Genomic DNA, 22,700 nt, shown 5'->3' on the forward strand with positions numbered 1-22,700 from the left:
AGGATGCAAATTTCGTTTCACGGCGCCGCTGGTACTGTCACCGGGTCCTGCCATCTGGTGACGGTTGGCAACCTCAAGATCCTGGTGGATTGCGGCATGTTTCAGGGCGGCCACGAACTCAAGGAAGAGAATGTCGGCGACTTCGGCTTCGACCCTGCCTCTATCGACGTCCTGCTGCTTACCCATGCGCATCTGGATCATTGCGGACGCATTCCACTGCTGGTGAACCGGGGCTTCCGGGGCGACATCATCTGTACTGCCGCAACCCGGGATCTGGCCCGGCTGGTCATCCTCGATTCCGCGCATCTTCACGAAGAAGAGGCGCGTCGGCGGCAACGGCACTCCGAGAAAGGGCACAAACATCAGCCGCTCTATGACACGCTCGACGCGGTCATGAGCTTTGACCACTTCAATCGCATCGCTGACTACGGCGTGCCCATCCGCCTCGGGCACGACGCAAGCGCCATCTTCTATGAGGCGGGCCATATCCTCGGCTCGGCCAGCATCCTGCTTAGCGTCACCGAGGACGGGCGCAATCGCCGCATCCTGTTCTCGGGCGATATCGGCCCATCGGACAGGCCGTTCCTGAGTAATGCTCAGCCGCCGGGTGATGCGGATATCATCGTGATGGAGACCACCTATGGCGATCGCAATCACCGCTCGCTTGAGGCCTCGGTGGATGAATTGCTCGAAGCCATCTCTGATACGCAGGCACGGGGCGGCAATGTCATCATTCCAACCTTTGCCCTGGAGCGGGCGCAGGAGCTGCTCTTCTTCATGAATGAAGGCATCAAACGGGATATCCTGCCACAGGATTTGAGGGTATTTCTCGACTCCCCGATGGCGATTTCGGCCACAAAGATCTTTCGCAACCATCCCGAGGCGATGACCCGCGAAATCGCGGAGCAGATCCGGTCGGGGCAAGATCCCTTTTCACTGCCCGAGTTGGAATTCACGCGTGAGACGGCAGAATCGATGCAGCTCAACCACATACACTCTGGCGCGGTGATCATGGCGGGGTCGGGCATGTGCACGGGGGGGCGCGTCCGGCAACACCTGAGGCACAACCTCGCCCACGAAGAATGCAGTGTTATTTTCGTCGGCTTCGCTGCCGAGGGCACGTTGGCGCGTATCATCATCGACGGCGCTCAGTCGGTGAAACTGTTCGGCGATCACATCCCGGTCCGGGCTCGCATCCACACGATCAACGGATTTTCCGCCCATGCAGGCAAAAAGGAACTGCGCGCCTGGCATGAAAAGAACCGCACGCCCGACATTACCTTCCTGATCCACGGGGAAGAAGACGCACGAAAAACCTTTGCAAAGGGCCTTAAATCGGAGCGGATCGAGTTTCCGACCATGCACCAGAGTTTCGAAATCTGACGGCGCGTCGGGGGAAACGGCTTTCGGTGATACCCGCCACGCATAGGTAAACAGAAAGGACCGCAGGACGATGCTCAAAATCATGAACGAAAGCGAAGGGCCCGTCGTCGGTATACGGGCCTCCGGGCTTTTGCACGAAGAGGACTACACCACTTTGTTGCCCGAACTCGAAGCGCGTTTTGACACCTACGGCAAACTGCGCCTCCTGTTCTTCGCGGACAGCGGTTTTGAAGGGTGGGATATCAGGGCCGCCTGGGACGACATGTCTTTCGGGCTAAAGCATGCCTCGGATTTTGAACGTCTCGCCCTTGTCGGCGCGCCCGATTGGGTCGTCTGGTGCCTCAAGCTCAGCGCGTTCCTGATGAAGGGCGAGGTCAAGGTGTTCGATGGCGATGCGCTTGATGCCGCCTGGGCTTGGGTGCGGGCTTAACCCTGTGGGCGTTATTTGCCTTCGACCGCCTCGGAGCCAACGATGACATCGAGCATGTCCGATGTCGTCTGCTCCTGCAGGGCCTGCCGTTCCTCTCTGCGCAACTTGTCGAAACGGGAGTCGATATTGCGCGTCGCCGCATCCATGGTCAGCAGCCGCACATTGTTTTCACAGGCAAGGCTTTCCATCAATGCATGGGCGATCTTGGCAAAGAGATATTCCCCCGCGAGCCGGTCCAGCAGCTCTGGCGTGGGCAAATGGTGCAACGGCGGCGCAGCAGCGGCATTCTGCGGGGGATCTGCCGCGAGCGGCAGGACAGAGCGATGCACGACCGCGTAGGTGCCGCTTTTCTCATGCTGGGCAAAGACCACCCGCGCGTGTGTCGCCCCCATCAACCGGTTGGTCGCCCGCCGCGCAAGTTGCGTCACACCGCTCACTCGCGAAGTCATCGGCAGCGCAATCTCCGGCTGCATGTGCATCTCGCCCGCCAGGATCTGACCGCGCCGCCCGATCAGCACAAGCCTCTCTTCTGGCATGCGGATCTCTTGCACATGCTCCATGATGCGCGTGTTGAAGCCGCCCACGAATCCGTTTTCCGAGGTGATCACCAGCAGGACTGGCGCGCCAGTCTCGTCTGGTGTCTTGCGCCCGGGCAATTGGCTGAGGCTCGCGATCGCGCGGTCCACCGTGGCACAGAAAGCCTGTGTGCCGATCAGCGCATCCTGAGCTTCGCGTGCCCGCACAGCCGCCATGGATCGCATCGCCGTGACCAGAACGCCAAGCTGCCCGAGGCTTTCGAGCCGGGCCTCTATGCGGGCAAGTTCAACCACCTGACGCGCCCTCAGCGCGGTGGATGCGGTTGAACTCATCCGCGCAGGACCGCGCGAACTCACGCAGCGCATCGCGCGCCTCATCAGAAAGCGCATGCGTTTTGTCTATTTCGGCCACCACATTGGGGCGCTGGCTTGGCAGGCGCTGCGCCAGCATCTCCCGAAACTTGGGAATATCCGGCAGCGGCATCTCATCCAGCATGCCGTCGGATATGGCCAGCAGCAGGGCAACCTGCAGCGAAAGCGGCAAGGGCTGGTACTCGGGCTGCGCGAGGATCGCCCTTAACCGACGGCCATGAGCGATGGTTCTGGCAGTCTTGTCATCCACCATCGCACCAAAACGGGTGAAGATTTCCAGCTCAAGGTATTGCGCGTAGTCCAGCTTCAGCGATTGGGCGAGAGACTTGATCGCCTTGGCCTGCGTGGCGCCACCGACGCGACTGACACTCAATCCGACGTTCACCGCGGGCTTTTGCCCCTCATAGAACAGTTTCTGCCCCACGATGATCTGCCCATCGGTGATCGAGATCAGGTTGGTGGGAATATAGGCGGTCAGGTTCTCGGCCTGCGTTTCCGCAATCGGCAGGGCCGTCAGCGAGCCGCCACCAAGATCGGGCGCCAGTTTCGCAGCCCGTTCCAGCAAACGCGAATGCAGGTAGAAGACATCGCCGGGATAGGCCTCGCGCCCCGGGGGCTTGCGCAGCAGAAGCGACAATTGTCGGTAGACCATCGCATGTTTGGTCAGGTCGTCCATCACCAGCAGCGCATGCTGGCCCCGGTCGCGAAAATATTCGGCGATGCTACAGGCCGCAAAGGGGGTGATCCACTGCGCCCCGGGCGCGGCATCAGCGGCCCCCACAACGAAGATGCAGCGATCAATGGCCCCATGCGCGCGGATGGATTCGACCACGCGCGACACGGTCGAGCTTTTCTGCCCGATGGAGGCGTAGATGCAGACGACATCGGTGTCGCGCTGATTGATGATCGTATCGACCGCGATCGAGGTCTTCCCCGTCTTCCGGTCCCCGATGATGAGCTGACGCTGCCCCCGCCCAAGGGGGATCATCGCGTCGACCACAGTCAGGCCTGTCAGCAAGGGTTCGGTGACAAGATCACGATCAACGATGCCAGGCGCAGGTTTTTCGATCGGATCATACCGCGCCGCGACAACCGGCGGCCCACCATCCAGAGGTTCTCCAAGCGGTGATATGATACGCCCCAGCAGCCCATCGCCAACCGGAACCCGTGCGATAGTCCCGGTGTTGAAGACCCGGCTGCCTGCGGTGATTTCCTCGTAGGGCGACAACAGCACGCAGCCCAGGCTGTCTTCGGCGATAGTCATCGCCATTCCCATGCTGCCATCCTCAAAACGCAAAAGCTCATCAAGACGCGTCTGCCCCAATCCCGAAACATGCGCGACACCGTCCCCGATCTGCTCTACGCGTCCGACCTGCTCCAGCTCAGGCGCAAGACGGGTCTGCTCCAGCCGGTCGCGGGCGCCGGATATCCAATCAGAAAGCGGGGTTTCCAGAACCATGGCTCAGACCTCCAGCGACTGCGCGGCGCGTTTCAGCCGGTCGGCCACGGAAAACCGCAGGACGGCATGTGGGAAATGCAATTCCGCCCCACCAAGGATCTCGGCCTTTTCAGTGAAAACCACGGCTACGTCCGCCCCGAAATACTTGGACAGGCAGGCATTCCAGGCCGCCTTCTCCTCATCCGAGAGGCCATGAGCCATCACCACGGTCATTGCAGCATCCTTGGCCTGCAGGTCGACCTTGAGCGTGTCGAGATCGCCCTGTGCCAGACCGTCAAGATGGGCCTGAACCTGCGCAAGGGTTTCCGGAACTGTACAGGGACCACGAAGCGCCACCCGCGCCAGATCTGTCGCAAGCGCCTCAATCTGCTGCTTGAGCGATTGCAGCGCCTGATGTTTGTCCTCTTCGATTTTTGCACGCGCGTCTGTCAGCAGCTGCGCTGCCTCTTTGCGCGCCGCCTCAAGGCGTTTATCCCTTTCGGCCTCTAGGGATTTGTGAAAGTCGGCTTCCCGTTCCTGCCGCTCTGCGGCAAGCTGCGCAGTCTTGTCCTCATAGGTGCGCCGGACGGCCTGCGCTTCTTCCAGTTGGTCCTTGGCCGCATCGCTTGCGGCCTTGTCCGCCGCTTCACGCTCTTGGATGATCCTGCGGATCGGACGATAAAGAAACCGGCTCAGAAGCCAGATGACGATCAGGAAATTGACAGTCTGAAGTCCCAGTGTCCACCAGTCGATCTGCATTCTCAGCCCACAAACGGATTGGCGTAAAGAAGCAGCAGCGCGATGACGAGACAGTAGATCGCCATGGTTTCGATCATGGCGAGGCCAACAAACAGCGTCCGCGATAATGTCGCGGCGGCCTCTGGTTGCCGGGAAATTGCCTCCATCGCCGCAGCGATGGCACGCCCCTCGCTATAGGCGGGCATGATCGCACCGAATGACACGGCGACTGCCGCTCCGATGACGCTGACATGTTCGATATAGTCCATGATTTCCCTTTCCTTATGTCTCGACCGCGCCGACAGCGGCAGCGATGTAGACGGCGGCGAGAACGGTGAAGATGTAGGCCTGGATTATCCCGATCAGGATCCCGAGCAGCAAAAACGGGACCGGAACCAGTAGGCCGGTCAGAAACACCACGATGGCCAAGACGAACTCGTGGCTCATCATGTTGCCGAACAGGCGGATCATCAGCGAAAAGGTCCGCGTCAGCTCCGACAGGATATTCAGCGGCAGAAGAAGCGGGCTCGGCTCCAGATAGTGCCGCAGATATGGCCCCGTGCCGCGAATCTTCAGACCGTAGAAATGCACCGACAGGAAGACGATCAACGCCAGCGCGGCGGGCGTCTCAATATGTCCGGTGGGCGGTGTGGCACCGGGCAGCACAGCCGCAAGATTGGCAAGGCAGAGGAACAGAAATAGTGACCCAAGCAGCGGCAGGAAGGGCCAGGGATCACGCCCGAGGATCTCGCGCAGCTGTTTCACGATGGCGAGCAGCACAACTTCGAGCGCCGCCTGAACAGGGCCGGCATCATGGGCGGGTTTGCGCAAGGCGATGCCCAGGAACGCTGCCATGGCCAGCATCAACGCCCAGGTCGTGACCACGGCGCGGCTGATCGGCACCGGGCCGATGTGAAACAGGATATCGGGCAGCAGCGGGCTCGCGTCCATCAGCCTTGTCCTTTGACCCGCCGGATGGCGATCATGCGCGCCGCGATGAACCCCAGCAGCGTCAGGATCAGCGGCGCCGTGCCCTGCAAGGCCGCCAGGGCGAACACCCCGGTTGCCAGCACCAGCCGCAGGACAACGAACACCGCCGCGCGGCGCCATCCCGCATCGGCTTCGATTGCCGCAACCGTGCGCCCCAAAAGGACAAAATAGACAGCCCCCAGGACGAGGCCCGCAAGCAGCCAGGGAAGCAGGTTCAGGAATTGGCTCAACAAAAGGTATAATGTCATTTCTCATTCATCCTGTGCCATGCAAGGAAAAAGCCGAAACAGGCGCCCGCAAATGTCAGGGCGCCGCTGAAGGTAACACCGGTGCCCAGCTTACTATCAAGCCACCGGCCCAAAAAAACGCCGAGCAGCGTTGGCGCGACGATGAGCCAGCCCAGCGCGCCGATCATCGAAAGGTTCTTCCACAGGGGACGTTCGCCCTCCTCCTGCCATTTCTGGCGCCGGTCCTGGGTTGTGCGGATGACCTTCAGCATTTCATCGCGTTCGTTGTTGTCCGGATCGCTCATGATCGCGCCTCCCCTGCCCCCGGGCTGGCCCCGGCGTCCAGTCGTGGCGTGGTCGTCTCCTTGCGCGCGCCCCGCAGCAACCGTTCGATCTGGCGCATCGTGGCCAGATGCAGGCGGTGTTCGGATTTGCGCGTCACATCTTCGTCGCTGTCCTCGCGCTGCAATTCCGCAATCGCGCTGGACCCGAGATCGGAAAGCTGATCCTCGCGCCAGGCGCCGCGGGCGGCGATGTCGATCCTGCTCCCGCCCTGCACCGTGAGGATACCGCCCCGAATGACAACCACTCCGGAACGCGTCTTGGTCCGCCAGCTGACAACCGAAATTGGCAGGACCGTCAGGAAATCCGCATGTCCGGGCTGGATGCCAAAAGCGCCGGTATCGTCGTTTGCACGGACCGAGACGATGTCATCGACCTCCTCGACAATCTCCCTAGGGGTGGCGACGACAAGTTTCATGTGCTCTGCCGCAACTTGGCTTGCGCCGCCCGGGCGTCTTCCAGCGTGCCCACCATATAAAGCGCGCTTTCGTCCCAATCGTCGGTCTCGCCGTCCAGAATGGCCTCGCATCCGGTCAGCGTGTCTTCAAGACTGACCGAGACCCCGGCCCGTCCGGTAAATTGTGAGGTCACGACAAACGGCTGCGTCATGAACCGGATCAGACGCCGCGCGCGCCCGACGGCCTGCCGGTCCGTCGCGCTCAGGTCGTCGATCCCGAGCAGCGAGATGATCTCCTGCAGTTCCCTGTACTGCTCGATCAGGCGCCGCACCCGCTCGGCAGTATCATAGTGGCGCTGACCGATAATCAGGGGATCGTGGAGCGATGAGCTTGAGGCGAGCGGATCAATCGCGGGATACAGACCTTCGCTGGCCATGTCCCGGCTGAGCACGATAGCACTGTCGAGATGGGTGAAGGTTTCCGCGACCGCCGGATCGGTGAAATCATCTGCCGGAACATAAACCGCCTGGATCGAGGTAACCGCTGCGCTGCGGACCGAGGCAATCCGTTCCTCCAGCTCTGCGATTTCCGTCGCCAGCGTTGGCTGATAGCCCACGCGCGACGGCAAACGCCCCAGCAGGCCCGAGACCTCTGAACCGGCCTGAACAAAGCGAAAAACATTGTCGATCAGGAACAAGACGTCCTGCGCCATTTCATCTCGGAAATACTCGGCAACGGTGAGGGCAGAGAGCGCCACGCGCCAGCGCGCACCGGGTGGCTCGTTCATCTGACCAAAGACCAGAACCGTTCTGTCGATCACGCCGGAGCGTTTGAGGTCGAGCCACAGCTCATGTCCCTCGCGGGACCGCTCCCCAACCCCGGCAAAGACCGATTGCCCCTTGTAACGGTCAGCGATGGAGCGGATCAGTTCCATGATCAGAACAGTCTTGCCAACCCCGGCGCCACCGAACATGGCGGCCTTTCCGCCGCGTGCAAGCGGGGCAAGAAGGTCGATCAGCTTGATCCCGCTCGAAAAAACCTCGGTGCCTGCATTCTGTACCGACAATAGCGGTGCGCGCCGGTGAATGCCGCGGCGTGGCGTGCTTTCGGGCAGGTCCGGCCCCTTGTCGATCGTCTCTCCGACCACGTTGATCATACGGCCCAACACCTGCTCTCCAACTGGCACAGTGATCGGGCTGCCGGTCGCCAGGACAGGCATTCCGCAAGCCAGCCCCGCCGTTTCATGAATGGCAACGCAGCGCACATGGGTCGGGTCGGCGTGTTGTTGTACCTCCAGCAGCAGTTTGCTCGGGCGGTCCCACTGTACCTCAAGCGCGCTATTGATCTCTGGCAAATCGCCCTCTGCAAAGCGCACCTCAATGACGGAGCCGTCAATGCGGGAGACGGCCCCATGCGCGCCTGTGCTGTCGCTTGGCGAGGGTGTCTGGATATCTGCTACGGTCTCGCTCATCTCAATGCATCATAAACAGAGAACGTTGGGCATGGTGTATCATATAGCGCGTGACCCCTCCGAAAATCGCCTCCCAGCTGCGGAAATGACCATATCCACCCATGACGATCAGCCCGCAGTGCAGATCGACTGCGGCTTCTGCCAGCACGGCACCGACGGGCTCGGCGCCCTTGCGGCGGGTCTCGACCGTGCAGGGAACACCGTGCCAGGCAAGATGGTCGCGGATACTGTCGCTGTTCGGCTGGTCCTCATGCGGGTCCGCCACGTGCACGAGAAATACCTCCTGCAACGGCAAACCACTGGCGAGCCAGGCCGAGATCGCCCGCACGCAGGCGCTGCTGCCATCCCAGGCAATCATGACGCGGGATATATCTACCTGCTGGCCGTCTTCCCCCGGCAGATAGAGCACCGGGCGCCCTGACCGCAACAAGGCAGCCTCCAGAACATTATCCGCCATCAGAGTGTATCTAGCGGTCTCAGGCGTAAAGATCGTCGCATCTGCGCGTCTGGCCAGGGGGGTGATCATCTCCTGCGGCTCCCCCTTGATCCGGTGCCATGCGCCGCTGGCAGTCGACGCGAGCGACGGTTTTTGCCGCAGCTCCAACCCGGCCTCCTTACGTAGCTTGGCAAACAGCCGGCGCGACGCCTCGGCCGCGCTGCGCCCGTGATCTTCCATGCGGTCTCGGATGTCGGACAAAGGACCGTCCTGTTCGGTCGGCTCAATGCCTGTATAGATGAATGTCTCTTTCGGGTCCGGAAGCAGAAAGACCACGTCCAGATGGCAGGGCAGACGCTTGGCAAGGGTGATGGCCCGGCGCAGGCTTGACGGGTCATAGCGCCCCGGTGCAATCGGCATCACGATGTTCCGCATTGCCATGTTTTGTCCCTTTACCGACGCAGCCTTTTCCCAGGAGACCACCAAAAAGCTGGGATCGCCTCCAATTCCCGACCGACGATAAAGCGGTCCTGCGCCTACGCTTTGACATAAATCAGGGATCGCAGCTGCCGCCGTTCCTATGGTCGCGCCTATGAACCTGACGTTCAAAACATGTGCAGACTGGCTGAGGCTGTCATGACGGGGAGACCGGCATCGCAATGATGAGTTTCATGGTGCAGGCGACACGGGCGCTCTTCGCCCTGCCTTTTCTAATTCCGTCTTGTCAGGGACCCGATACGCATGTGGCGCTGGGCGTGCTTGCGCGCGAACGCGTTGCTCTCACCGCGACCGCCAACGAGATCATAACCGAGTTGCCCGTCGCTGAAGGTCAGAGCGTGACGGCGGGGACGGTTCTAGTCCAACTTGATGACAGGCTGGCGCAAGCCAACCTTGATGTGACGCTGGCAAACCGGGCGCAGGCGCAGGCCGATCTGGAGCGGCTGCAAACCGGCGCGCGCGAGGAAGAAATCGCGATTGCACAATCCCGGGTCGATGGAACCCGGGCCGTCTATCACGAGGCGCAGAGTACGGTCGAGCGCAACAGCCAGTTGCTGAAACGCGGGACGATCACGCAGGCCAGCCTTGATCAGGACATCGCGCGGCGCAATGCCGCGCTGGCGGAACTGCAAAGCGCCGAACAGGCCTTGCTGGAAATCGAAACCGGCGCGCGCGAAGAGGACATTCGCATTGCCGAGGCCAAGCTGAGAGCAGCCGATGCGCAGGTCGCTGCCGAGCAGATCCGGCTGCAGAACCTCACAATCGTCGCATCCCGTGATGGCATTCTCGACAACCTGCCCTGGAGCCTCGGAGAGCGCGTGCCGATGGGCAGCCCGGTGGCAATCCTGTTGACGGATGATCGACCCTTTGCCCGGATCTATGTTCCGGAACCCGCCCGGGCAGGCCTCAAGATCGGCGCAGAAGTGCAGGTTGAGGTCGATGGGATCGAGGGCCGCTTTTCCGGCACGGTTCGCTGGATCAAGTCCGAGCCTGCCTTCACGCCCTATTACGCCTTGAACAAGGAACAGCGCAGCCGCCTTGTCTATATGGCCGAAGTGGACATGCCACCGCAGGCCGGTGATCTTCCGGTCGGATTGCCCGTGACGGCCTATCTGCCATGAGCGGAGTTGTCGTGGAAACCCATGGGCTGACCCGCATGTTCGGGACCAAGACGGCGGTCGACAAGGTTGATCTGAAGATCACCAAAGGTACAGTCTACGGCCTGCTGGGCCCAAACGGATCGGGCAAGACCACCGCCATGCGCATGCTGCTTGGTTTGCTGAAACCCACCGCCGGTGAGGCTCTGGTTCTGGGTACGCGGCTTCCGGGCAATGCAGAACCGCTCAAACGCCACATCGGATATATGACGCAGGGTTTCACGCATTACCGCGACCTGACCGTTCTGGAGAACCTCGGCTTCATCGCCGATATCCACGATTTCGGCGGCCGCCGAAAACGCGCCCGGATCAAAGAACTGCTCGACACCTACGATCTGGCCGCGCAGGCCGATAAATTTGCCGGTGAGATGAGCGGGGGGCAGCGCCAGCGTCTTGCGCTGGCCGCGACGGTTCTGCACCGGCCCGAGTTGTTGTTTCTGGATGAGCCCACTGCCGCGGTCGATCCGGAAACACGGCGCAGTTTCTGGGAACAGCTGTTTGATCTGGTCGAGGGCGGAACCACGATTATCGTGTCCACCCACCTGATGGATGAAGCCGAACGCTGCCACCAGATCGCGATCCTGGATCAGGGGCGAAAACGGGCTGAAGGTGCGCCGCGTGATCTGATGGCGCGCGTGCAGGGGCGCGTCATCGAAGTCTCGGGTCCGGACCTGAGGTCCGTCCGCCGCCATCTTTCGACCACCACAGGTATTTTGTCGGTGGCGCAGGTCGGATCGCGGCTGCGTGTGCTTGTCGCCCCGGAAACCGATGATCCGCAAGCGACGGTGGCGGCGGCCGTTGCGGAGTTTGCAGAGATCCAAACGCAGCCCACGCGCCCCAACCTTGAGGACGTGTTCGTGCTGGCCACAGGGGAAAGAGTCGCGGAGAGGACGGCGTGATCTCCTACCGGCATATCCTCGCCATCATCCGCAAGGAGTTACTGCAACTGCGTCGGGACCGGCTGACCTTTGGCATGATTGTGATGATCCCGCTGATCCAGCTGGTCCTGTTCGGCTATGCGATCAACACGGAGGTGCGCCACATCCCCGCCGCCATCGTCGATCAGAGCAATACGGACGTCAGCCGCGCGCTGGTGCAGATGGTAGAAGCCACCCAGGTGGTCCGCTTTGAAAGCCGGTTCGCCACGGTGGCCGAGGCCGAAGGCGCGATCATGCGGGCCGAAGTCCGAGCGGCCTTCATCATTCCGAAGGACGTCAGCCAGCGCCTTGTCCGCAATCCGGCGGTGGGCGCACGGTTTTCCCAGGGCGCAACGGACACCACCGCGCGCCCCGTCGCCCAATGGATCGCGGATGGGTCGGACACGCTGGTGGCCGGCGCGATCCGGTCCCTGCGCACCATGCCGCTTGAGGCGCTGCTGCGCCAACCATCGACCCGTCCCACCCCCACCTTTGAAGTCGCCTTGTTTTACAACCCCGAGCAACGAACCGTGGTCAATATCGTGCCCGGCCTGGTCGGGATCATCCTGACGATGACGATGATCATGTTCACCGCCGCGGCAATCGTACGCGAATCCGAACGGGGCAATATGGAGATGCTCATCGCGACCCCCATCCGTCCGCTGGAGCTGATGATCGGGAAGATCGTGCCCTTTGTCGGGATCGGCCTGATACAGGTTACCATCATCCTCGGGCTTGGATGGGCCTTGTTTTCGGTCACCACCACCGCGTCGGTTTGGACCTTGCTGGTGGTGACCCTGCTTTTCATCATCGCGAGTCTGTCGCTTGGGCTGGTCATCTCCACGATTGCCAAGAACCAGCTTCAGGCGATGCAGATGACGATTTTCGTGCTGCTGCCCTCGATCCTTTTGTCGGGGTTCATGTTTCCCTACGAGGGCATGCCGGAAGGCGCGCAGCGCCTGGCCGATCTGCTGCCGGTCACGCATTTTCTGCGGATCATCCGCGGCGTCTTTCTACGCGATGCCGGATTGGCCGACGTTCTGCCCGACGCTGCCTGGTTGATCGGCTTTGCGGTGCTGGGAATGACCATTGCATCGCTGCGGTTCAGGAAAAGGCTTGATTGAATGCAGATGCTTGGAAACATGACACCGCAGAGAAGGGCGATGTCGAAACACGCCAAAGGAGCGGATCAAGGCCGATGATCGTGCAGCAACAGACCGGCGCAATTCAAGACCCCGAACTCAGGCACCGCATTATGGCAGGCTTTATCGGCAATGTCGTAGAATGGTACGACTTTGCGCTTTATGGCTACCTGGCGGGCATTATCGCGCCGGTGTTCTTTCCATCCCAAGACCCGACCGCAGGCCTGATCGCCACCTACGGTATCTTCGCGGCCGGTTTTCTGATGCGGCCACTCGGGGCGGCGGTCTTTGGCTGGTTCGGAGATCGCTATGGGCGCGCACGCACCATGCAGATCTCGGTAGCTATGATGGCGCTTCCGACCCTGTTGCTGGGACTGCTGCCAACCTATGCGCAGGTCGGCGTTCTGGCACCGGTGCTGCTGGTTCTGGTGCGGATCCTGCAGGGCATTTCTGTCGGAGGCGAGTTTTCCTCCTCTGCGACCTATCTGGTTGAAACCGCACCGACGGGACGGCGCGGTCTGACCGGCAGCTGGGCGAATATCGGCTCCATGACTGGATCGCTCCTGGGTGTCGGCGCGGCCGCGCTGGTCACTACCCTGTTTGATGCGCAAACCATGCAGGACGGCGCCTGGCGCCTCCCGTTTCTGGGCGGAGCATTGCTTGGCGTTACCGCCATCCTGATGCGGCGCAACCTGCATGGATCCGAACGTTTCGGCCAACATGACGCCGCACGCGAGGAAACCTCTCCCCTCTTGCAGGCCTTCACCACCAACCTGAAAGAAACCCTCCTCGCGCTGGGTTTTGCTGCCAGCTATGGGACGTGCTTTTACATCACCTTCGTCTACCTGCCGGAATGGCTGTCAGGTCAGAACCTGGTGGAGCGCAGCACAGCCTTGACCATCAACACCGCCATGACGATTCTAGTCATCCCCCTGATGCCGCTTGGCGCCATCGTCGGGGACAGGTTCCTCGCCCGGCGCACGTGGATCGCCGTGGCACTATTGGGGCTGGGTCTCTTGAGCTGGCCAATGCACCTTTGGATGCTGCAATCAGGTGGCGCGATGCTGCCGGTCGTACTGTTCCATGTGCTTGCCTTCGCCCTGCTTTCGGTTCCGCTTGGCTCTGGCCCGGCGTTGTTCGTAGAGATGTTCCCCGAAGAGGATCGCCTGTCTGGATATTCGGTTGCGTTCAACCTGGGGGTCGGCGTGTTCGGGGGCCTCACGCCAATGATCGCAACCAGCTTGATCGCCAGCACCGGGATCGCAACCGCCCCCGGGCTTTACATGATGCTGGCCTGCGCACTCGCAGTGTTATGCCTGGCCTTCGTCCCGGACCGCAGCCGTGCCGCGTTGCGCTGAGGCAAGCGCCGTCAACCTGCGAGGCTTGTCCGCAGAGTTCGCGCCGATCACGCGTCGCTTTGGGTTATCGGGCGCCCCCTTTCGGGCTGTTCTCCGCCCCCCACGGCCTACAGGCCGGGCATGAGCCTCAGTACCCGACGGCGCGCGGCAGCAACTCCAACGGAGCCTCCGACAGGCCCGCCCTGGTAACTCCGATAGGCACTGGTGCGTTCCCTGACACCCGGAAGGTTCCCACCAGATCCGACAGGACCTGTGTATCCTGCTGCAGGGACATGATGGCGGCAGCCGTTTCCTCGACCATGGCCGCATTCTGCTGCGTCACGGTATCAAGCTGCGAGACGCCAACCGAAATCTCAGACAGGCCTGTAGATTGAGCCCGCGCCGAGTTGACGATATCTGCCGTCAGCCCCGAAACCGTCTCAATCTCCTGAACGATACTGGTAAGCGCGGCCCCCGCCTGATCCACCATCGCGACGCCTGCATCGACATGCTGCGTGCTAGATGTCACGAGGCTTTTTATCTCTTTTGCGGAATTGGCGGCACGTTGGGCCAGGCCCCGCACCTCGGAGGCTACCACGGCAAAGCCACGACCGGCATCGCCTGCACGGGCCGCCTCGACCCCGGCATTCAGCGCCAGCAGGTTGGTCTGGAAGGCGATGTCGTCGATGACGCTGATGATCTGGGAAATCTGCACCGATGACTCCGAAATCTCGCGCATTTTCAGGACCGCCTGTTCGGCGACCTCATTTCCTGTTGCGGCGTTGTTCCGGGTGACGAGAACCACCTCTTCCGTCTTTGACGTCGATTCCGTTGAGGAACGCATGCTGTTGTTGATCTCTTCCACCGCCGCGGCGGTTTCTTCCAGCGTCGCCGCCTGGGTTTCGGTCCGGCGGGACAGATCCCCAGCAGACTGGCTGACCTCGCTGGCCACGCGGTTCAGATTGCCGGTCGAATCCTGAATGGTAACGATGATATCCCGCATAGAGCCCATCAACTCGTTGAACGACTGGCGCACCTGATCATACCGCGCGGGGTAATCGCTTTCATCCGGGCCGGGGATGCTCTGCGACAGATCCCGTTCCGACATCCGCTTAATTCCGTCACTCAGATACTTAAACGCCGTGTCCTGTTCTGCCTTCTGCGCCGCGAAATAGGCCTCAATCACCTGATAGGTGTCAAAGGCAAAGGCACGGGTCAATGTGCCAAGGATTTCCCCATGTTTGCGCTTGGCGAATTTACCCAAAAGCGCCCCAGAGCGTTCCAGCAAGCGCTGCTGGATATATGCATTGGCCCGCGAATAGCCGGAGAGGTACATCGAAAAGGGCAACTGGATCTTGAAATGCACCGTGCCGACACGTTCCGCTGAGGCGAAGTAGGCCTCGTCAAAGGTACCGGACAGAAGCCGCTGCCAGTGCTTTTTTTGCGCGGACCGGGCGTGGGCCATCACGCTGTCGTCCGGAAAGAATTGCGCGATCTCGGGATCTGCGACTGCGAACGAATAAAAATGTTCGAGGGCATCATCAAGGATCGGCATGACCATCTTGCCAGCCCGAACCAATTGTTCGTGGTCGTTCCCCGTCAAAGCAAACTTTGCAAGGGTATCCTGAGTGTCACGCACCATTGTTTGTCCTCACTACAATTTACAAGATCTCATCGTGATACAATTTTTCACGATGAATTTGCGGAATTAGCGCCTTCAATATTTAAGATTTAGACAATTGTGTTTCTCCGATCAAAAGTGCAGATGCGTGGCTGTAACATCCAAAAGGCGTAATCAAACGCGCTTTCGCATGTGGATTGGGATGTCTACTTACTTTTCAAACGGATAACGCTCAAAAAATGAGCACGCAGCAAAGTGATCGCATTGCGACCGCAGTTTCATTTATCGTACATTTAACGATCACACCGGCGTTTCGAATCAGGAAAAGCCAGTACCCCAAGGCATACCCGCTACCCATTTTCCGGCTTTCAAACAAAAAACCGCCCCTCACAGAATGAGGGACGGCATGCTTTCTTTGGGCTGCGGTTTGCGTTTATCCAGCCAGCGATGGCAGGTAGAGCACAATCCCCGGGAAGGCGACCAACAGCGCGATGGTGATGGCATCGGCGATGAAGAAGGGTGTCACGCCCTTGAACACGTCCTGCACCGTCAGGTCATCCCGTACCCCGGCCACAACAAAGCAGTTGAGACCGATTGGCGGTGTAATCAGGCAGAACTCAGCCATCTTCACCACCAGAATGCCGAACCAGATCGCACACATGGTGCCGTTCATGCCGAATGCACTATCCGCAGCCGACACGGCTTCGCCGCCGTTCAGCGCCATCACCGCCGGGTAGACAACCGGCAAGGTCAGCAGCAGCATCCCGATGGCGTCCATGAACATCCCCAGCACCGCATAGGCCAAGAGGATGCAGATCAGGATCAGCATCGGCGACATCTCAAGCGAGGTGATCCAGTCCGAAAACGCGCCCGGCAGATCGGCAAAACCGAGGAAGCGCACGTAGATCAGAACGCCCCAGATGATCGAGAAGATCATCACCGCCAGTTTCGCGGTTTCCAGCAGCGCCGACTTGAGCTCGGCCCATTTCATGCCGCGCCACAGCGCCATCAGGAAGACCACAAAGGCGCCGAGTGCGCCCCCTTCTGTCGGGGTGCCCCAGGCTTCGCCAAAGGGATTGTAGACAAAGAAGATGATGATCACGACCACGAACATGATCGGCAGCGCGCCCGGCAGGGCCGCAAACCGCTGCTTCCAGGTGAAGCCTTTGACCGGTGGGCCGACGGTTTTGAAGATCATCGCGATGCCGACGATCAGCAGCCCGTAGATCACTGCGGAGAAGGCGCCGGGGATAAAGCCCGCGAGCAACAGCTTGCCCACGTCCTGTTCAACGATGATGGCGTAGATCACCAAGATCGCCGAGGGCGGGATTAGCGAGGCCAGCGTGCCCCCTGCTGCCACAACGCCAGCCGCGAACTGCTTGTTATATCCGATGGCCAGCATTTCCGGGATCGCGATCCGCGCGAACACCGCCGAGGTCGCAACAGAGGCGCCAGACACGGCGGCGAAGCCGGCAGTCGCAAAAACGGTCGAAACCGCAAGTCCGCCCGGCAACCAGGCGATCCAGCGTTTGGCTGCCTCAAACAGCGCCTTGGTCAGACCTGCGTAATAGGCCAGATAGCCGATCAGGATGAAGGTCGGGATCAGCGACAATGCCTGGCTTGAGACCTTGGAATGCGGCACCTGTCCGGCGGTTTTAACGGCAATGGTCAGCGCCTTTGTAAAGCGGGAGGGATCATAGCCAAACTTGGCCCAGAAGATCCATGTCAGCCCCACCAGACCGGCCAGAGCTGCGGCAAAGGCAACGCGCATGCCGGTGACGACCAGGATCAGCAGAAAACCCGTGACCCACAGGCCGATTTCAATCGGTTCCATGTGCTTTTCCTATCCTTGAGAGTTTCGGCTGTCGGTGCTGTCGCCGGGCGCGTCGTCATGGCCGGTCAGCATCTCTGCCTCATGGGCGGCCTGCGCGGCGGCATCCTGAATCAGCGGCACAGCTGCCGGAGCGTCCAGCCCCAGAACCAGCGCCCGCCCATAGGCCCAAACCTGCAGCACAAGACGCAAGCACAGAACCGAGAAGGCCACCGGCGCCAGCAATTTGGCCGGCCAGAGCGGAATACCGATGTCGATCGAGCTGTCACGGCTCCACAGGGGCGCGGCGAAATCGAACGAACGCGCAAAATGCGCCCAGCTGCCCCAGACGAGGCAGATCATCAACGCAAGGATCAACAGCACCGAGAACAGTTCGAACAGCCACAGGGCCCGGCCGCGCAGGGCGCCGATCACGATATCCATACGGATATGACCACCTTCGCGCTGCACATAGGCAATGCCCATGAAGGCGATCAGCGGCATCGCCTGTTCGATCCAGTCGACATACCCCGGCAGCGGGGCGTTAAAGGCATTGCGCCCGCCCACAGAAACCACTGCCAGCACCATAAGAGAAAAGACCGCCAGACCGCTGATCAGCGCCAGCACCTGTTCGACCTGCAACAAACGTCTGTCAAGACGACTGACAAGACTGTCGTCTTCCAATACCGCGGCGTTTCCCGCCATGGCCCCCACCTTTCATTTCAAGAGAACGGAAACAAAAACAGGCCGGGAGAGTGGTCCCGGCCTGCTCTTGCAACGCGGGATTTAGTTGCCCGCGCGTGTGTCTTCCAGAGTTTTCATCACCAGGTCATAGAGTTCCTGGCCCGGAATGCCCTGAGCGGTCATGTCCTTGATCCACTGTTCACGGATCGGGTCGGCAGCCTTGGCGCGGAACGCGGCCAGCTGTTCTTCCGAAATCATGACTTTCTCAACGCCTTTTTCTTCCAGCACGCTGTCCCATTTGGTCAGCAGCTTGCCGTAGTTGTCGAGGTAATGCGCAATCGCCTCGTCAACCGAGCTGTCCAGCGCCTCACGCTCGGCATCGCTCAGCATGTCATAGGCGTCGGTGTTGACCACAACCGGGCAGTTCACGGTGCCGGGGTTCAGGTTCGCGGTCCACCAGTCTGCCTTGTTGATGGTGCCAAAGGACAGATGCGCGTGCTGCGCAAAGGCAACCGTGTCGACAACGCCCGATTCCATCGCGTTATAGGCTTCGGTCGCAGGCACCGAGGTCGGGACGCCGCCCACGGCTTCGAAGGCCTTGCCCAGACCACCGGTCGCGCGCACACGCATGCCGTCGAATTCAGCCAGCTCGTCGCGGGGCTCGCCGGTGCCGACCAGGTTGTACTGGGGCATGGGCGAAGTCATCAGCAGCTTGGCATTCCAGCGCGCCAGATCCTTGGCAGCGGCGGGATGTGCATAGACAGCGTGGCTGACGGCAACTTCTTCGGCCAGGTTGTTCACGCCCAGGAACGGCAGCTCCAGCACGGTGATCGACGGGTTCTTGTCGCGGTGATAGCCGGCGCAGAACTGTGCCATTTCGAAGGCACCGATGGAGATCCCGTCCAGGTTCTCACGCGGTTTCGACAGGCCGCCATAGCTGACGTTCATGGTAAAGGCGCCATCGGTCTTTTCGCTGACCAGTTCGGCCAGTTTCTCGACATGTTCGGTGAAGGCGCGGCGTTTGCCCCAGACCGACACGTTCCATTCGGTCGCAGCGGCCTCACCGGCAATCGCAAATCCCGCGGCAGCCGCCACGGCGGCAGTCAGAAGTTTATTCATGTTGTATCTCTCCCATTCTGCGTTCCTTGCAGTCGTGGACATTGTCCTTTGGAACGCTTGCGCAGTAAGCTACCTGTAAGGCGGCGCACTGCCAAGCCCCGGCCCGGACGTTTTGCTGACAGCTCCGTGAGCCCACCTCAGAACCCGGCAAAAGGTACGGCGTGCGGATCCGCGCGCGATTTGCCGCATGTCCGTACCGACAGCAACACCCCCTCCCTTCGGAAATCTTGCACAAAAGCCGCATACCCGCCCAAGCAGAGTGCCGGTATCGTTGACTCTCAATCACCCGTAAAAATTGGGTTTTGCACGGATTTCGCCCTGAAAATTTACAAGTGCAAGGCACACAGGAAATTCATTCACAAACAAATCGTTACTTTCCGGCCCCTTATTCACAAATTTTCAACTTTCCCTATTATGGCCGTCGAGGAAGGAAACGGTTTGACACCCGGCCCCCGTGGCTGTCCGGTGACAAACTGAAGGGAAGTCAGGGAGGACACCAGATGACCACGCAGCCTGAAGGCAAAGTGTATCCGCCGTCGGACGACGTTGTTGCGCGCGCCCATGTGGACGCCGCCAAATACGAAGAGATGTATGCGGCCTCGATCGCAGATCCCGAAGGGTTCTGGAGTGAACAGGGCAAACGGATCGACTGGATCAAGCCTTTCACCTCGGTGAAGGATGTGAACTACAACTTCGGCAACGTGTCGATCAATTGGTACGCCGATGGCACGCTCAACGTGGCGGCCAACTGCATCGACCGCCATCTGGAGACCCGCGGCGACCAGACCGCCATCATTTTCGAGCCGGACGACCCGAACGAGGCCGCTCAGCACATCACCTACAAGGAGTTGCACCGCCGCACCTGCCGGATGGCCAACATCCTGGAAACCATGGGTGTGCGCAAAGGCGACCGGGTCGTGATCTATATGCCGATGATCCCCGAGGCCGCCTATGCCATGCTGGCCTGCGCCCGGATCGGCGCCATCCACTCCATCGTCTTTGCCGGCTTCAGCCCCGATGCGCTGGCGGCCCGGATCAACGGGTCGGACGCCAAGGTTGTCATCACCGCCGACGAAGCCCCCCGAGGTGGCCGCAAGACGCCGCTGAAATCCAATGCCGACGCGGCGCTGCTGCATTGCAAGGACACGGTGAAATGCCTGGTTGTGAAACGCACCGGCGGCCAGACCACCTGGATCGACGGGCGCGATTATGATTACAACGAGATGGCGATCGAGGCGAACGACTACTGCAAGCCCGCCGAGATGAACGCTGAGGATCCGCTGTTCATCCTCTATACCTCCGGCTCGACCGGTCAGCCCAAGGGCGTGGTGCACACCACCGGTGGCTATCTGGTCTATGCGGCGATGACGCATGAGATTACCTTCGACTATCACGATGGCGATATCTACTGGTGTACCGCCGATGTGGGCTGGGTCACCGGCCACAGCTATATCGTCTATGGTCCGCTGGCCAATGGTGCCACCACGCTGATGTTCGAAGGCGTGCCGACCTACCCCGACGCCAGCCGCTTCTGGCAGGTCTGCGAAAAGCACAAGGTCAACCAGTTCTACACCGCTCCCACCGCTCTGCGCGCGCTGATGGGTCAGGGCAACGAATGGGTCGAGAAATGCGATCTGTCCTCGCTGCGCCTGCTGGGCACAGTGGGTGAGCCGATCAACCCGGAAGCCTGGAACTGGTACAATGATGTCGTTGGCAAGGGCAAATGCCCCATCGTCGACACCTGGTGGCAGACCGAGACTGGCGGCCATCTGATGACCCCCCTGCCCGGCGCCCATGCGCTGAAACCCGGCGCGGCGATGAAGCCCTTCTTTGGCGTCAAACCGGTGGTTCTGGACCCGCAATCCGGCGAAGAGATCGAAGGCAACGGTGTCGAGGGCGTTCTCTGCATCAAGGACAGCTGGCCCGGTCAGATGCGCACCGTCTGGGGCGATCACGAACGGTTCGAGAAAACCTATTTCGCCGACTACAAGGGTTATTACTTCACCGGTGACGGCTGCCGCCGCGACGCAGATGGCGATTACTGGATCACCGGCCGCGTCGATGATGTGATCAACGTCTCCGGTCACCGCATGGGCACCGCCGAGGTCGAAAGTGCGCTGGTGGCGCATGCCGCAGTGGCCGAGGCCGCCGTGGTGGGCTACCCGCATGAGATCAAGGGACAGGGCATCTATTGCTATGTCACCCTGATGAACGACCGCGAACCTTCGGACGAGCTTCTGAAAGAGCTGCGCACTTGGGTTCGGACCGAGATCGGCCCGATTGCCAGCCCGGACGTGATCCAATGGGCACCCGGCCTGCCGAAAACCCGCTCGGGCAAGATCATGCGCCGCATCCTGCGCAAGATCGCTGAAAACGACTTTGCCTCGCTGGGCGATACCTCGACCCTCGCCGATCCGTCGGTGGTGGACGATCTGATCGCCAACCGCGCAAACAAGGGGTAACCGCATGTCGACGAATGTGATGACCCGCCCTGCCGTTCTGATCCTTCTCGGCCCTCCGGGCGCCGGGAAGGGCACACAGGCCCGCATGCTGGAAGACAGCTTTGGTCTGGTGCAGCTGTCGACCGGTGATCTGCTGCGCGCCGCCGTGGCTGCAGGCACCGAGGCCGGCAAAGCCGCGAAATCCGTGATGGAATCCGGTGGTCTGGTCTCTGATGAGATCGTGATCGCCATCCTGCGCGACCGTCTGGGCGAACCCGACTGCGCCAAGGGCGTGATTCTGGATGGTTTCCCCCGCACCGCCGTTCAGGCCGAGGCACTGGATGCGCTGCTGTCCGAAACCGGTCAGAAGATCAACGCCGCCATCAGCCTCGAGGTCGACGATGATGCCATGGTGACCCGCGTGGCCGGGCGTTACACCTGCGGCGGCTGCGGCGAAGGCTATCACGACACGTTCAAACAGCCGAAAGTGGCTGGCACCTGCGACAAATGCGGCGGCACCGAGATGAAGCGGCGCGCCGATGACAATGCCGAAACCGTGGCAAGCCGTCTTGCGGCCTATCACGAACAGACAGCCCCGCTGATCGCCTATTACGACGGCAAGGGCGTGCTGCAGAAGATCGACGCCATGGGCCAGATCGATGCGGTCGCCGAAGGGTTGGCAAAGATTGTAAAGACCGCCGCGCCCTAGGCCCGGCCAAGACCCGGATCCCCGGTCGGCTCTGCGGCCGCCGGGGGGCCATCCCAAACCCTGAAATACCCGATGGACCCGCCAAAGCTCGCTTTGGCGACCAAAGGACTAATGCCTGATACCTGCCAGTTTCAACGCGGGCAACGCAGGCAAACAGAGAAGGCTTGCCCAGCGCCCGGCGCAAGGCAGGCAGAACCCGTAGCAAGGAGGAGCCGCCATGGCGGACCACACAACCAATGCCGCAAAGGCAGCCGAGGCCGACAAGGGCTATTGGCAGGCCAATGTGCGCATCATTCTCATCAGCCTGGTGATCTGGGCTGTCGTTTCATTCGGTTTCGGCATTCTGCTGCGCCCGATGCTCTCGGGCATCGCCGTCGGCGGCACCGACCTGGGTTTCTGGTTTGCCCAGCAGGGATCGATCCTGGTCTTCCTGGGCCTGATCTTTTTCTACGCCTGGCGGATGAACCGTCTCGACCGTGAATTCGGCGTCGAGGAGGAGTGATT

23 protein-coding genes are annotated in these 22,700 nt (G+C 60.9%); 9 read left to right on the plus strand and 14 right to left on the minus strand.

Annotated elements, in window-relative coordinates; all coding sequences use genetic code 11:
* Positions 1-3 precede the first annotated feature (3 nt).
* Both JL2886_RS02050 and JL2886_RS02055 read left to right on the plus strand, forming a co-directional pair.
* On the plus strand, positions 4-1,383 hold the full coding sequence (locus JL2886_RS02050; protein ID WP_065270491.1) for an MBL fold metallo-hydrolase RNA specificity domain-containing protein: 1,380 nt from the start codon (positions 4-6) through the stop codon (positions 1,381-1,383).
* 70 nt (positions 1,384-1,453) lie between these two features.
* A complete protein-coding gene (locus tag JL2886_RS02055; RefSeq protein ID WP_065270492.1) occupies positions 1,454-1,813 on the plus strand; it encodes an STAS/SEC14 domain-containing protein in 360 nt (119 codons plus the stop codon).
* An 11-nt stretch (positions 1,814-1,824) separates the two neighbouring features.
* Here JL2886_RS02055 and JL2886_RS02060 read toward each other — a convergent pair whose 3' ends face one another.
* Genes JL2886_RS02060 through JL2886_RS02105 form a run of 10 tightly spaced genes read right to left on the minus strand, consistent with a single transcriptional unit; the run spans position 1,825 to position 9,202 of the window.
* Complete coding sequence (locus JL2886_RS02060) at positions 1,825-2,682, minus strand: F0F1 ATP synthase subunit gamma (RefSeq protein ID WP_165832657.1); 858 nt, start codon at positions 2,680-2,682, stop codon at positions 1,825-1,827.
* A complete protein-coding gene (locus tag JL2886_RS02065) occupies positions 2,636-4,180 on the minus strand; it encodes a F0F1 ATP synthase subunit alpha (protein ID WP_065270494.1) in 1,545 nt (514 codons plus the stop codon). The genes JL2886_RS02060 and JL2886_RS02065 overlap by 47 nt, the downstream gene beginning before the upstream one ends.
* 3 nt (positions 4,181-4,183) lie before the next feature.
* The gene (locus JL2886_RS02070; RefSeq protein WP_065270495.1) at positions 4,184-4,918 is read right to left on the minus strand and encodes a F0F1 ATP synthase subunit delta; all 735 of its coding nucleotides are present in this window, start codon (positions 4,916-4,918) and stop codon (positions 4,184-4,186) included.
* Between the two features lie 2 nt (positions 4,919-4,920).
* Positions 4,921-5,166 (minus strand): F0F1 ATP synthase subunit C, encoded by a 246-nt coding sequence (locus JL2886_RS02075; protein ID WP_065270496.1) that lies wholly within the window; start codon positions 5,164-5,166, stop codon positions 4,921-4,923.
* Positions 5,167-5,179: 13 nt separating this feature from the next.
* A complete protein-coding gene (gene atpB, locus JL2886_RS02080; RefSeq protein WP_065270497.1) occupies positions 5,180-5,848 on the minus strand; it encodes a F0F1 ATP synthase subunit A in 669 nt (222 codons plus the stop codon).
* Positions 5,848-6,135 (minus strand): ATP synthase subunit I, encoded by a 288-nt coding sequence (locus tag JL2886_RS02085; protein WP_082995969.1) that lies wholly within the window; start codon positions 6,133-6,135, stop codon positions 5,848-5,850. The genes atpB and JL2886_RS02085 overlap by 1 nt, the downstream gene beginning before the upstream one ends.
* Positions 6,132-6,419, minus strand: coding sequence for an AtpZ/AtpI family protein (locus tag JL2886_RS02090; RefSeq protein WP_065270499.1), 288 nt, complete (start codon positions 6,417-6,419; stop codon positions 6,132-6,134). Before JL2886_RS02090 ends, JL2886_RS02085 begins: the two co-directional genes overlap by 4 nt.
* Positions 6,416-6,874, minus strand: a complete 459-nt coding sequence (locus JL2886_RS02095; protein ID WP_065270500.1) for a hypothetical protein — start codon at positions 6,872-6,874, stop codon at positions 6,416-6,418. Before JL2886_RS02095 ends, JL2886_RS02090 begins: the two co-directional genes overlap by 4 nt.
* Complete coding sequence (atpD, locus tag JL2886_RS02100; protein ID WP_065270501.1) at positions 6,871-8,325, minus strand: F0F1 ATP synthase subunit beta; 1,455 nt, start codon at positions 8,323-8,325, stop codon at positions 6,871-6,873. Before atpD ends, JL2886_RS02095 begins: the two co-directional genes overlap by 4 nt.
* 1 nt (position 8,326) lies before the next feature.
* A complete protein-coding gene (locus tag JL2886_RS02105; protein WP_133245339.1) occupies positions 8,327-9,202 on the minus strand; it encodes a universal stress protein in 876 nt (291 codons plus the stop codon).
* A 218-nt stretch (positions 9,203-9,420) separates the two neighbouring features.
* On the opposite strand from JL2886_RS02105, the gene JL2886_RS02110 reads away from it, so the two are divergent.
* The 4 genes from JL2886_RS02110 (at position 9,421) to JL2886_RS02125 (ending at position 13,833) form a co-directional block, all read left to right on the plus strand.
* Positions 9,421-10,380, plus strand: a complete 960-nt coding sequence (locus JL2886_RS02110; protein WP_065270503.1) for an HlyD family secretion protein — start codon at positions 9,421-9,423, stop codon at positions 10,378-10,380.
* A complete protein-coding gene (locus JL2886_RS02115) occupies positions 10,377-11,315 on the plus strand; it encodes an ABC transporter ATP-binding protein (protein ID WP_065270504.1) in 939 nt (312 codons plus the stop codon). The genes JL2886_RS02110 and JL2886_RS02115 overlap by 4 nt, the downstream gene beginning before the upstream one ends.
* Positions 11,312-12,457, plus strand: a complete 1,146-nt coding sequence (locus tag JL2886_RS02120) for an ABC transporter permease (RefSeq protein ID WP_065270505.1) — start codon at positions 11,312-11,314, stop codon at positions 12,455-12,457. The genes JL2886_RS02115 and JL2886_RS02120 overlap by 4 nt, the downstream gene beginning before the upstream one ends.
* A gap of 131 nt (positions 12,458-12,588) precedes the next feature.
* Complete coding sequence (locus tag JL2886_RS02125; protein WP_065270506.1) at positions 12,589-13,833, plus strand: MFS transporter; 1,245 nt, start codon at positions 12,589-12,591, stop codon at positions 13,831-13,833.
* 127 nt (positions 13,834-13,960) lie between these two features.
* Here JL2886_RS02125 and JL2886_RS02130 read toward each other — a convergent pair whose 3' ends face one another.
* The 4 genes from JL2886_RS02130 to JL2886_RS02145 all read right to left on the minus strand — a co-directional run bounded on the left by JL2886_RS02130 (position 13,961) and on the right by JL2886_RS02145 (position 19,046).
* The gene (locus JL2886_RS02130) at positions 13,961-15,454 is read right to left on the minus strand and encodes a globin-coupled sensor protein (protein WP_065270507.1); all 1,494 of its coding nucleotides are present in this window, start codon (positions 15,452-15,454) and stop codon (positions 13,961-13,963) included.
* Between the two features lie 412 nt (positions 15,455-15,866).
* Entirely contained in the window at positions 15,867-17,267 is a 1,401-nt protein-coding gene (locus JL2886_RS02135) for a TRAP transporter large permease (RefSeq protein ID WP_065270508.1), read from the minus strand.
* Between the two features lie 9 nt (positions 17,268-17,276).
* Positions 17,277-17,948 carry a TRAP transporter small permease subunit gene (locus JL2886_RS02140; RefSeq protein WP_065270509.1) on the minus strand — a complete coding sequence of 224 codons (672 nt, stop codon included), beginning with the start codon at positions 17,946-17,948 and terminating at the stop codon, positions 17,277-17,279.
* Positions 17,949-18,029: 81 nt separating this feature from the next.
* A complete protein-coding gene (locus tag JL2886_RS02145; RefSeq protein ID WP_065270510.1) occupies positions 18,030-19,046 on the minus strand; it encodes a C4-dicarboxylate TRAP transporter substrate-binding protein in 1,017 nt (338 codons plus the stop codon).
* Between the two features lie 500 nt (positions 19,047-19,546).
* Here JL2886_RS02145 and acs point away from each other — a divergent pair, with 500 nt between their 5' ends.
* The 3 genes from acs (at position 19,547) to JL2886_RS02160 (ending at position 22,698) form a co-directional block, all read left to right on the plus strand.
* On the plus strand, positions 19,547-21,508 hold the full coding sequence (gene acs, locus JL2886_RS02150; protein ID WP_065270511.1) for an acetate--CoA ligase: 1,962 nt from the start codon (positions 19,547-19,549) through the stop codon (positions 21,506-21,508).
* A 4-nt stretch (positions 21,509-21,512) separates the two neighbouring features.
* Entirely contained in the window at positions 21,513-22,196 is a 684-nt protein-coding gene (locus JL2886_RS02155) for an adenylate kinase (RefSeq protein WP_065270512.1), read from the plus strand.
* Between the two features lie 217 nt (positions 22,197-22,413).
* Positions 22,414-22,698 carry a DUF4212 domain-containing protein gene (locus JL2886_RS02160; protein WP_065270513.1) on the plus strand — a complete coding sequence of 95 codons (285 nt, stop codon included), beginning with the start codon at positions 22,414-22,416 and terminating at the stop codon, positions 22,696-22,698.
* The last annotated feature ends 2 nt before the right edge of the window (positions 22,699-22,700 follow it).

It is taken from the genome of Phaeobacter gallaeciensis, assembly GCF_001678945.1.
Taxonomy (GTDB): domain Bacteria; phylum Pseudomonadota; class Alphaproteobacteria; order Rhodobacterales; family Rhodobacteraceae; genus Phycobacter; species Phycobacter gallaeciensis_A.

Bases quoted from the DNA above. Each gene is read 5' to 3' on its own strand.
- JL2886_RS02060 (WP_165832657.1), bottom strand. From the start codon at position 2,682: ATGAGTTCAACCGCATCCACCGCGCTGAGGGCGCGTCAGGTGGTTGAA.
- JL2886_RS02085 (WP_082995969.1), bottom strand. From the start codon at position 6,135: ATGACATTATACCTTTTGTTGAGCCAATTCCTGAACCTGCTTCCCTGG.
- JL2886_RS02110 (WP_065270503.1), top strand. From the start codon at position 9,421: ATGATGAGTTTCATGGTGCAGGCGACACGGGCGCTCTTCGCCCTGCCT.
- JL2886_RS02105 (WP_133245339.1), bottom strand. From the start codon at position 9,202: ATGGCAATGCGGAACATCGTGATGCCGATTGCACCGGGGCGCTATGAC.
- JL2886_RS02115 (WP_065270504.1), top strand. From the start codon at position 10,377: ATGAGCGGAGTTGTCGTGGAAACCCATGGGCTGACCCGCATGTTCGGG.
- atpD (WP_065270501.1), bottom strand. From the start codon at position 8,325: ATGAGCGAGACCGTAGCAGATATCCAGACACCCTCGCCAAGCGACAGC.
- JL2886_RS02145 (WP_065270510.1), bottom strand. From the start codon at position 19,046: ATGAATAAACTTCTGACTGCCGCCGTGGCGGCTGCCGCGGGATTTGCG.
- JL2886_RS02070 (WP_065270495.1), bottom strand. From the start codon at position 4,918: ATGCAGATCGACTGGTGGACACTGGGACTTCAGACTGTCAATTTCCTG.
- JL2886_RS02155 (WP_065270512.1), top strand. From the start codon at position 21,513: ATGTCGACGAATGTGATGACCCGCCCTGCCGTTCTGATCCTTCTCGGC.
- JL2886_RS02055 (WP_065270492.1), top strand. From the start codon at position 1,454: ATGCTCAAAATCATGAACGAAAGCGAAGGGCCCGTCGTCGGTATACGG.
- atpB (WP_065270497.1), bottom strand. From the start codon at position 5,848: ATGGACGCGAGCCCGCTGCTGCCCGATATCCTGTTTCACATCGGCCCG.
- JL2886_RS02090 (WP_065270499.1), bottom strand. From the start codon at position 6,419: ATGAGCGATCCGGACAACAACGAACGCGATGAAATGCTGAAGGTCATC.
- JL2886_RS02135 (WP_065270508.1), bottom strand. From the start codon at position 17,267: ATGGAACCGATTGAAATCGGCCTGTGGGTCACGGGTTTTCTGCTGATC.
- JL2886_RS02125 (WP_065270506.1), top strand. From the start codon at position 12,589: ATGGCAGGCTTTATCGGCAATGTCGTAGAATGGTACGACTTTGCGCTT.
- JL2886_RS02140 (WP_065270509.1), bottom strand. From the start codon at position 17,948: ATGGCGGGAAACGCCGCGGTATTGGAAGACGACAGTCTTGTCAGTCGT.
- JL2886_RS02095 (WP_065270500.1), bottom strand. From the start codon at position 6,874: ATGAAACTTGTCGTCGCCACCCCTAGGGAGATTGTCGAGGAGGTCGAT.
- acs (WP_065270511.1), top strand. From the start codon at position 19,547: ATGACCACGCAGCCTGAAGGCAAAGTGTATCCGCCGTCGGACGACGTT.
- JL2886_RS02130 (WP_065270507.1), bottom strand. From the start codon at position 15,454: ATGGTGCGTGACACTCAGGATACCCTTGCAAAGTTTGCTTTGACGGGG.
- JL2886_RS02050 (WP_065270491.1), top strand. From the start codon at position 4: ATGCAAATTTCGTTTCACGGCGCCGCTGGTACTGTCACCGGGTCCTGC.
- JL2886_RS02065 (WP_065270494.1), bottom strand. From the start codon at position 4,180: ATGGTTCTGGAAACCCCGCTTTCTGATTGGATATCCGGCGCCCGCGAC.
- JL2886_RS02160 (WP_065270513.1), top strand. From the start codon at position 22,414: ATGGCGGACCACACAACCAATGCCGCAAAGGCAGCCGAGGCCGACAAG.
- JL2886_RS02075 (WP_065270496.1), bottom strand. From the start codon at position 5,166: ATGGACTATATCGAACATGTCAGCGTCATCGGAGCGGCAGTCGCCGTG.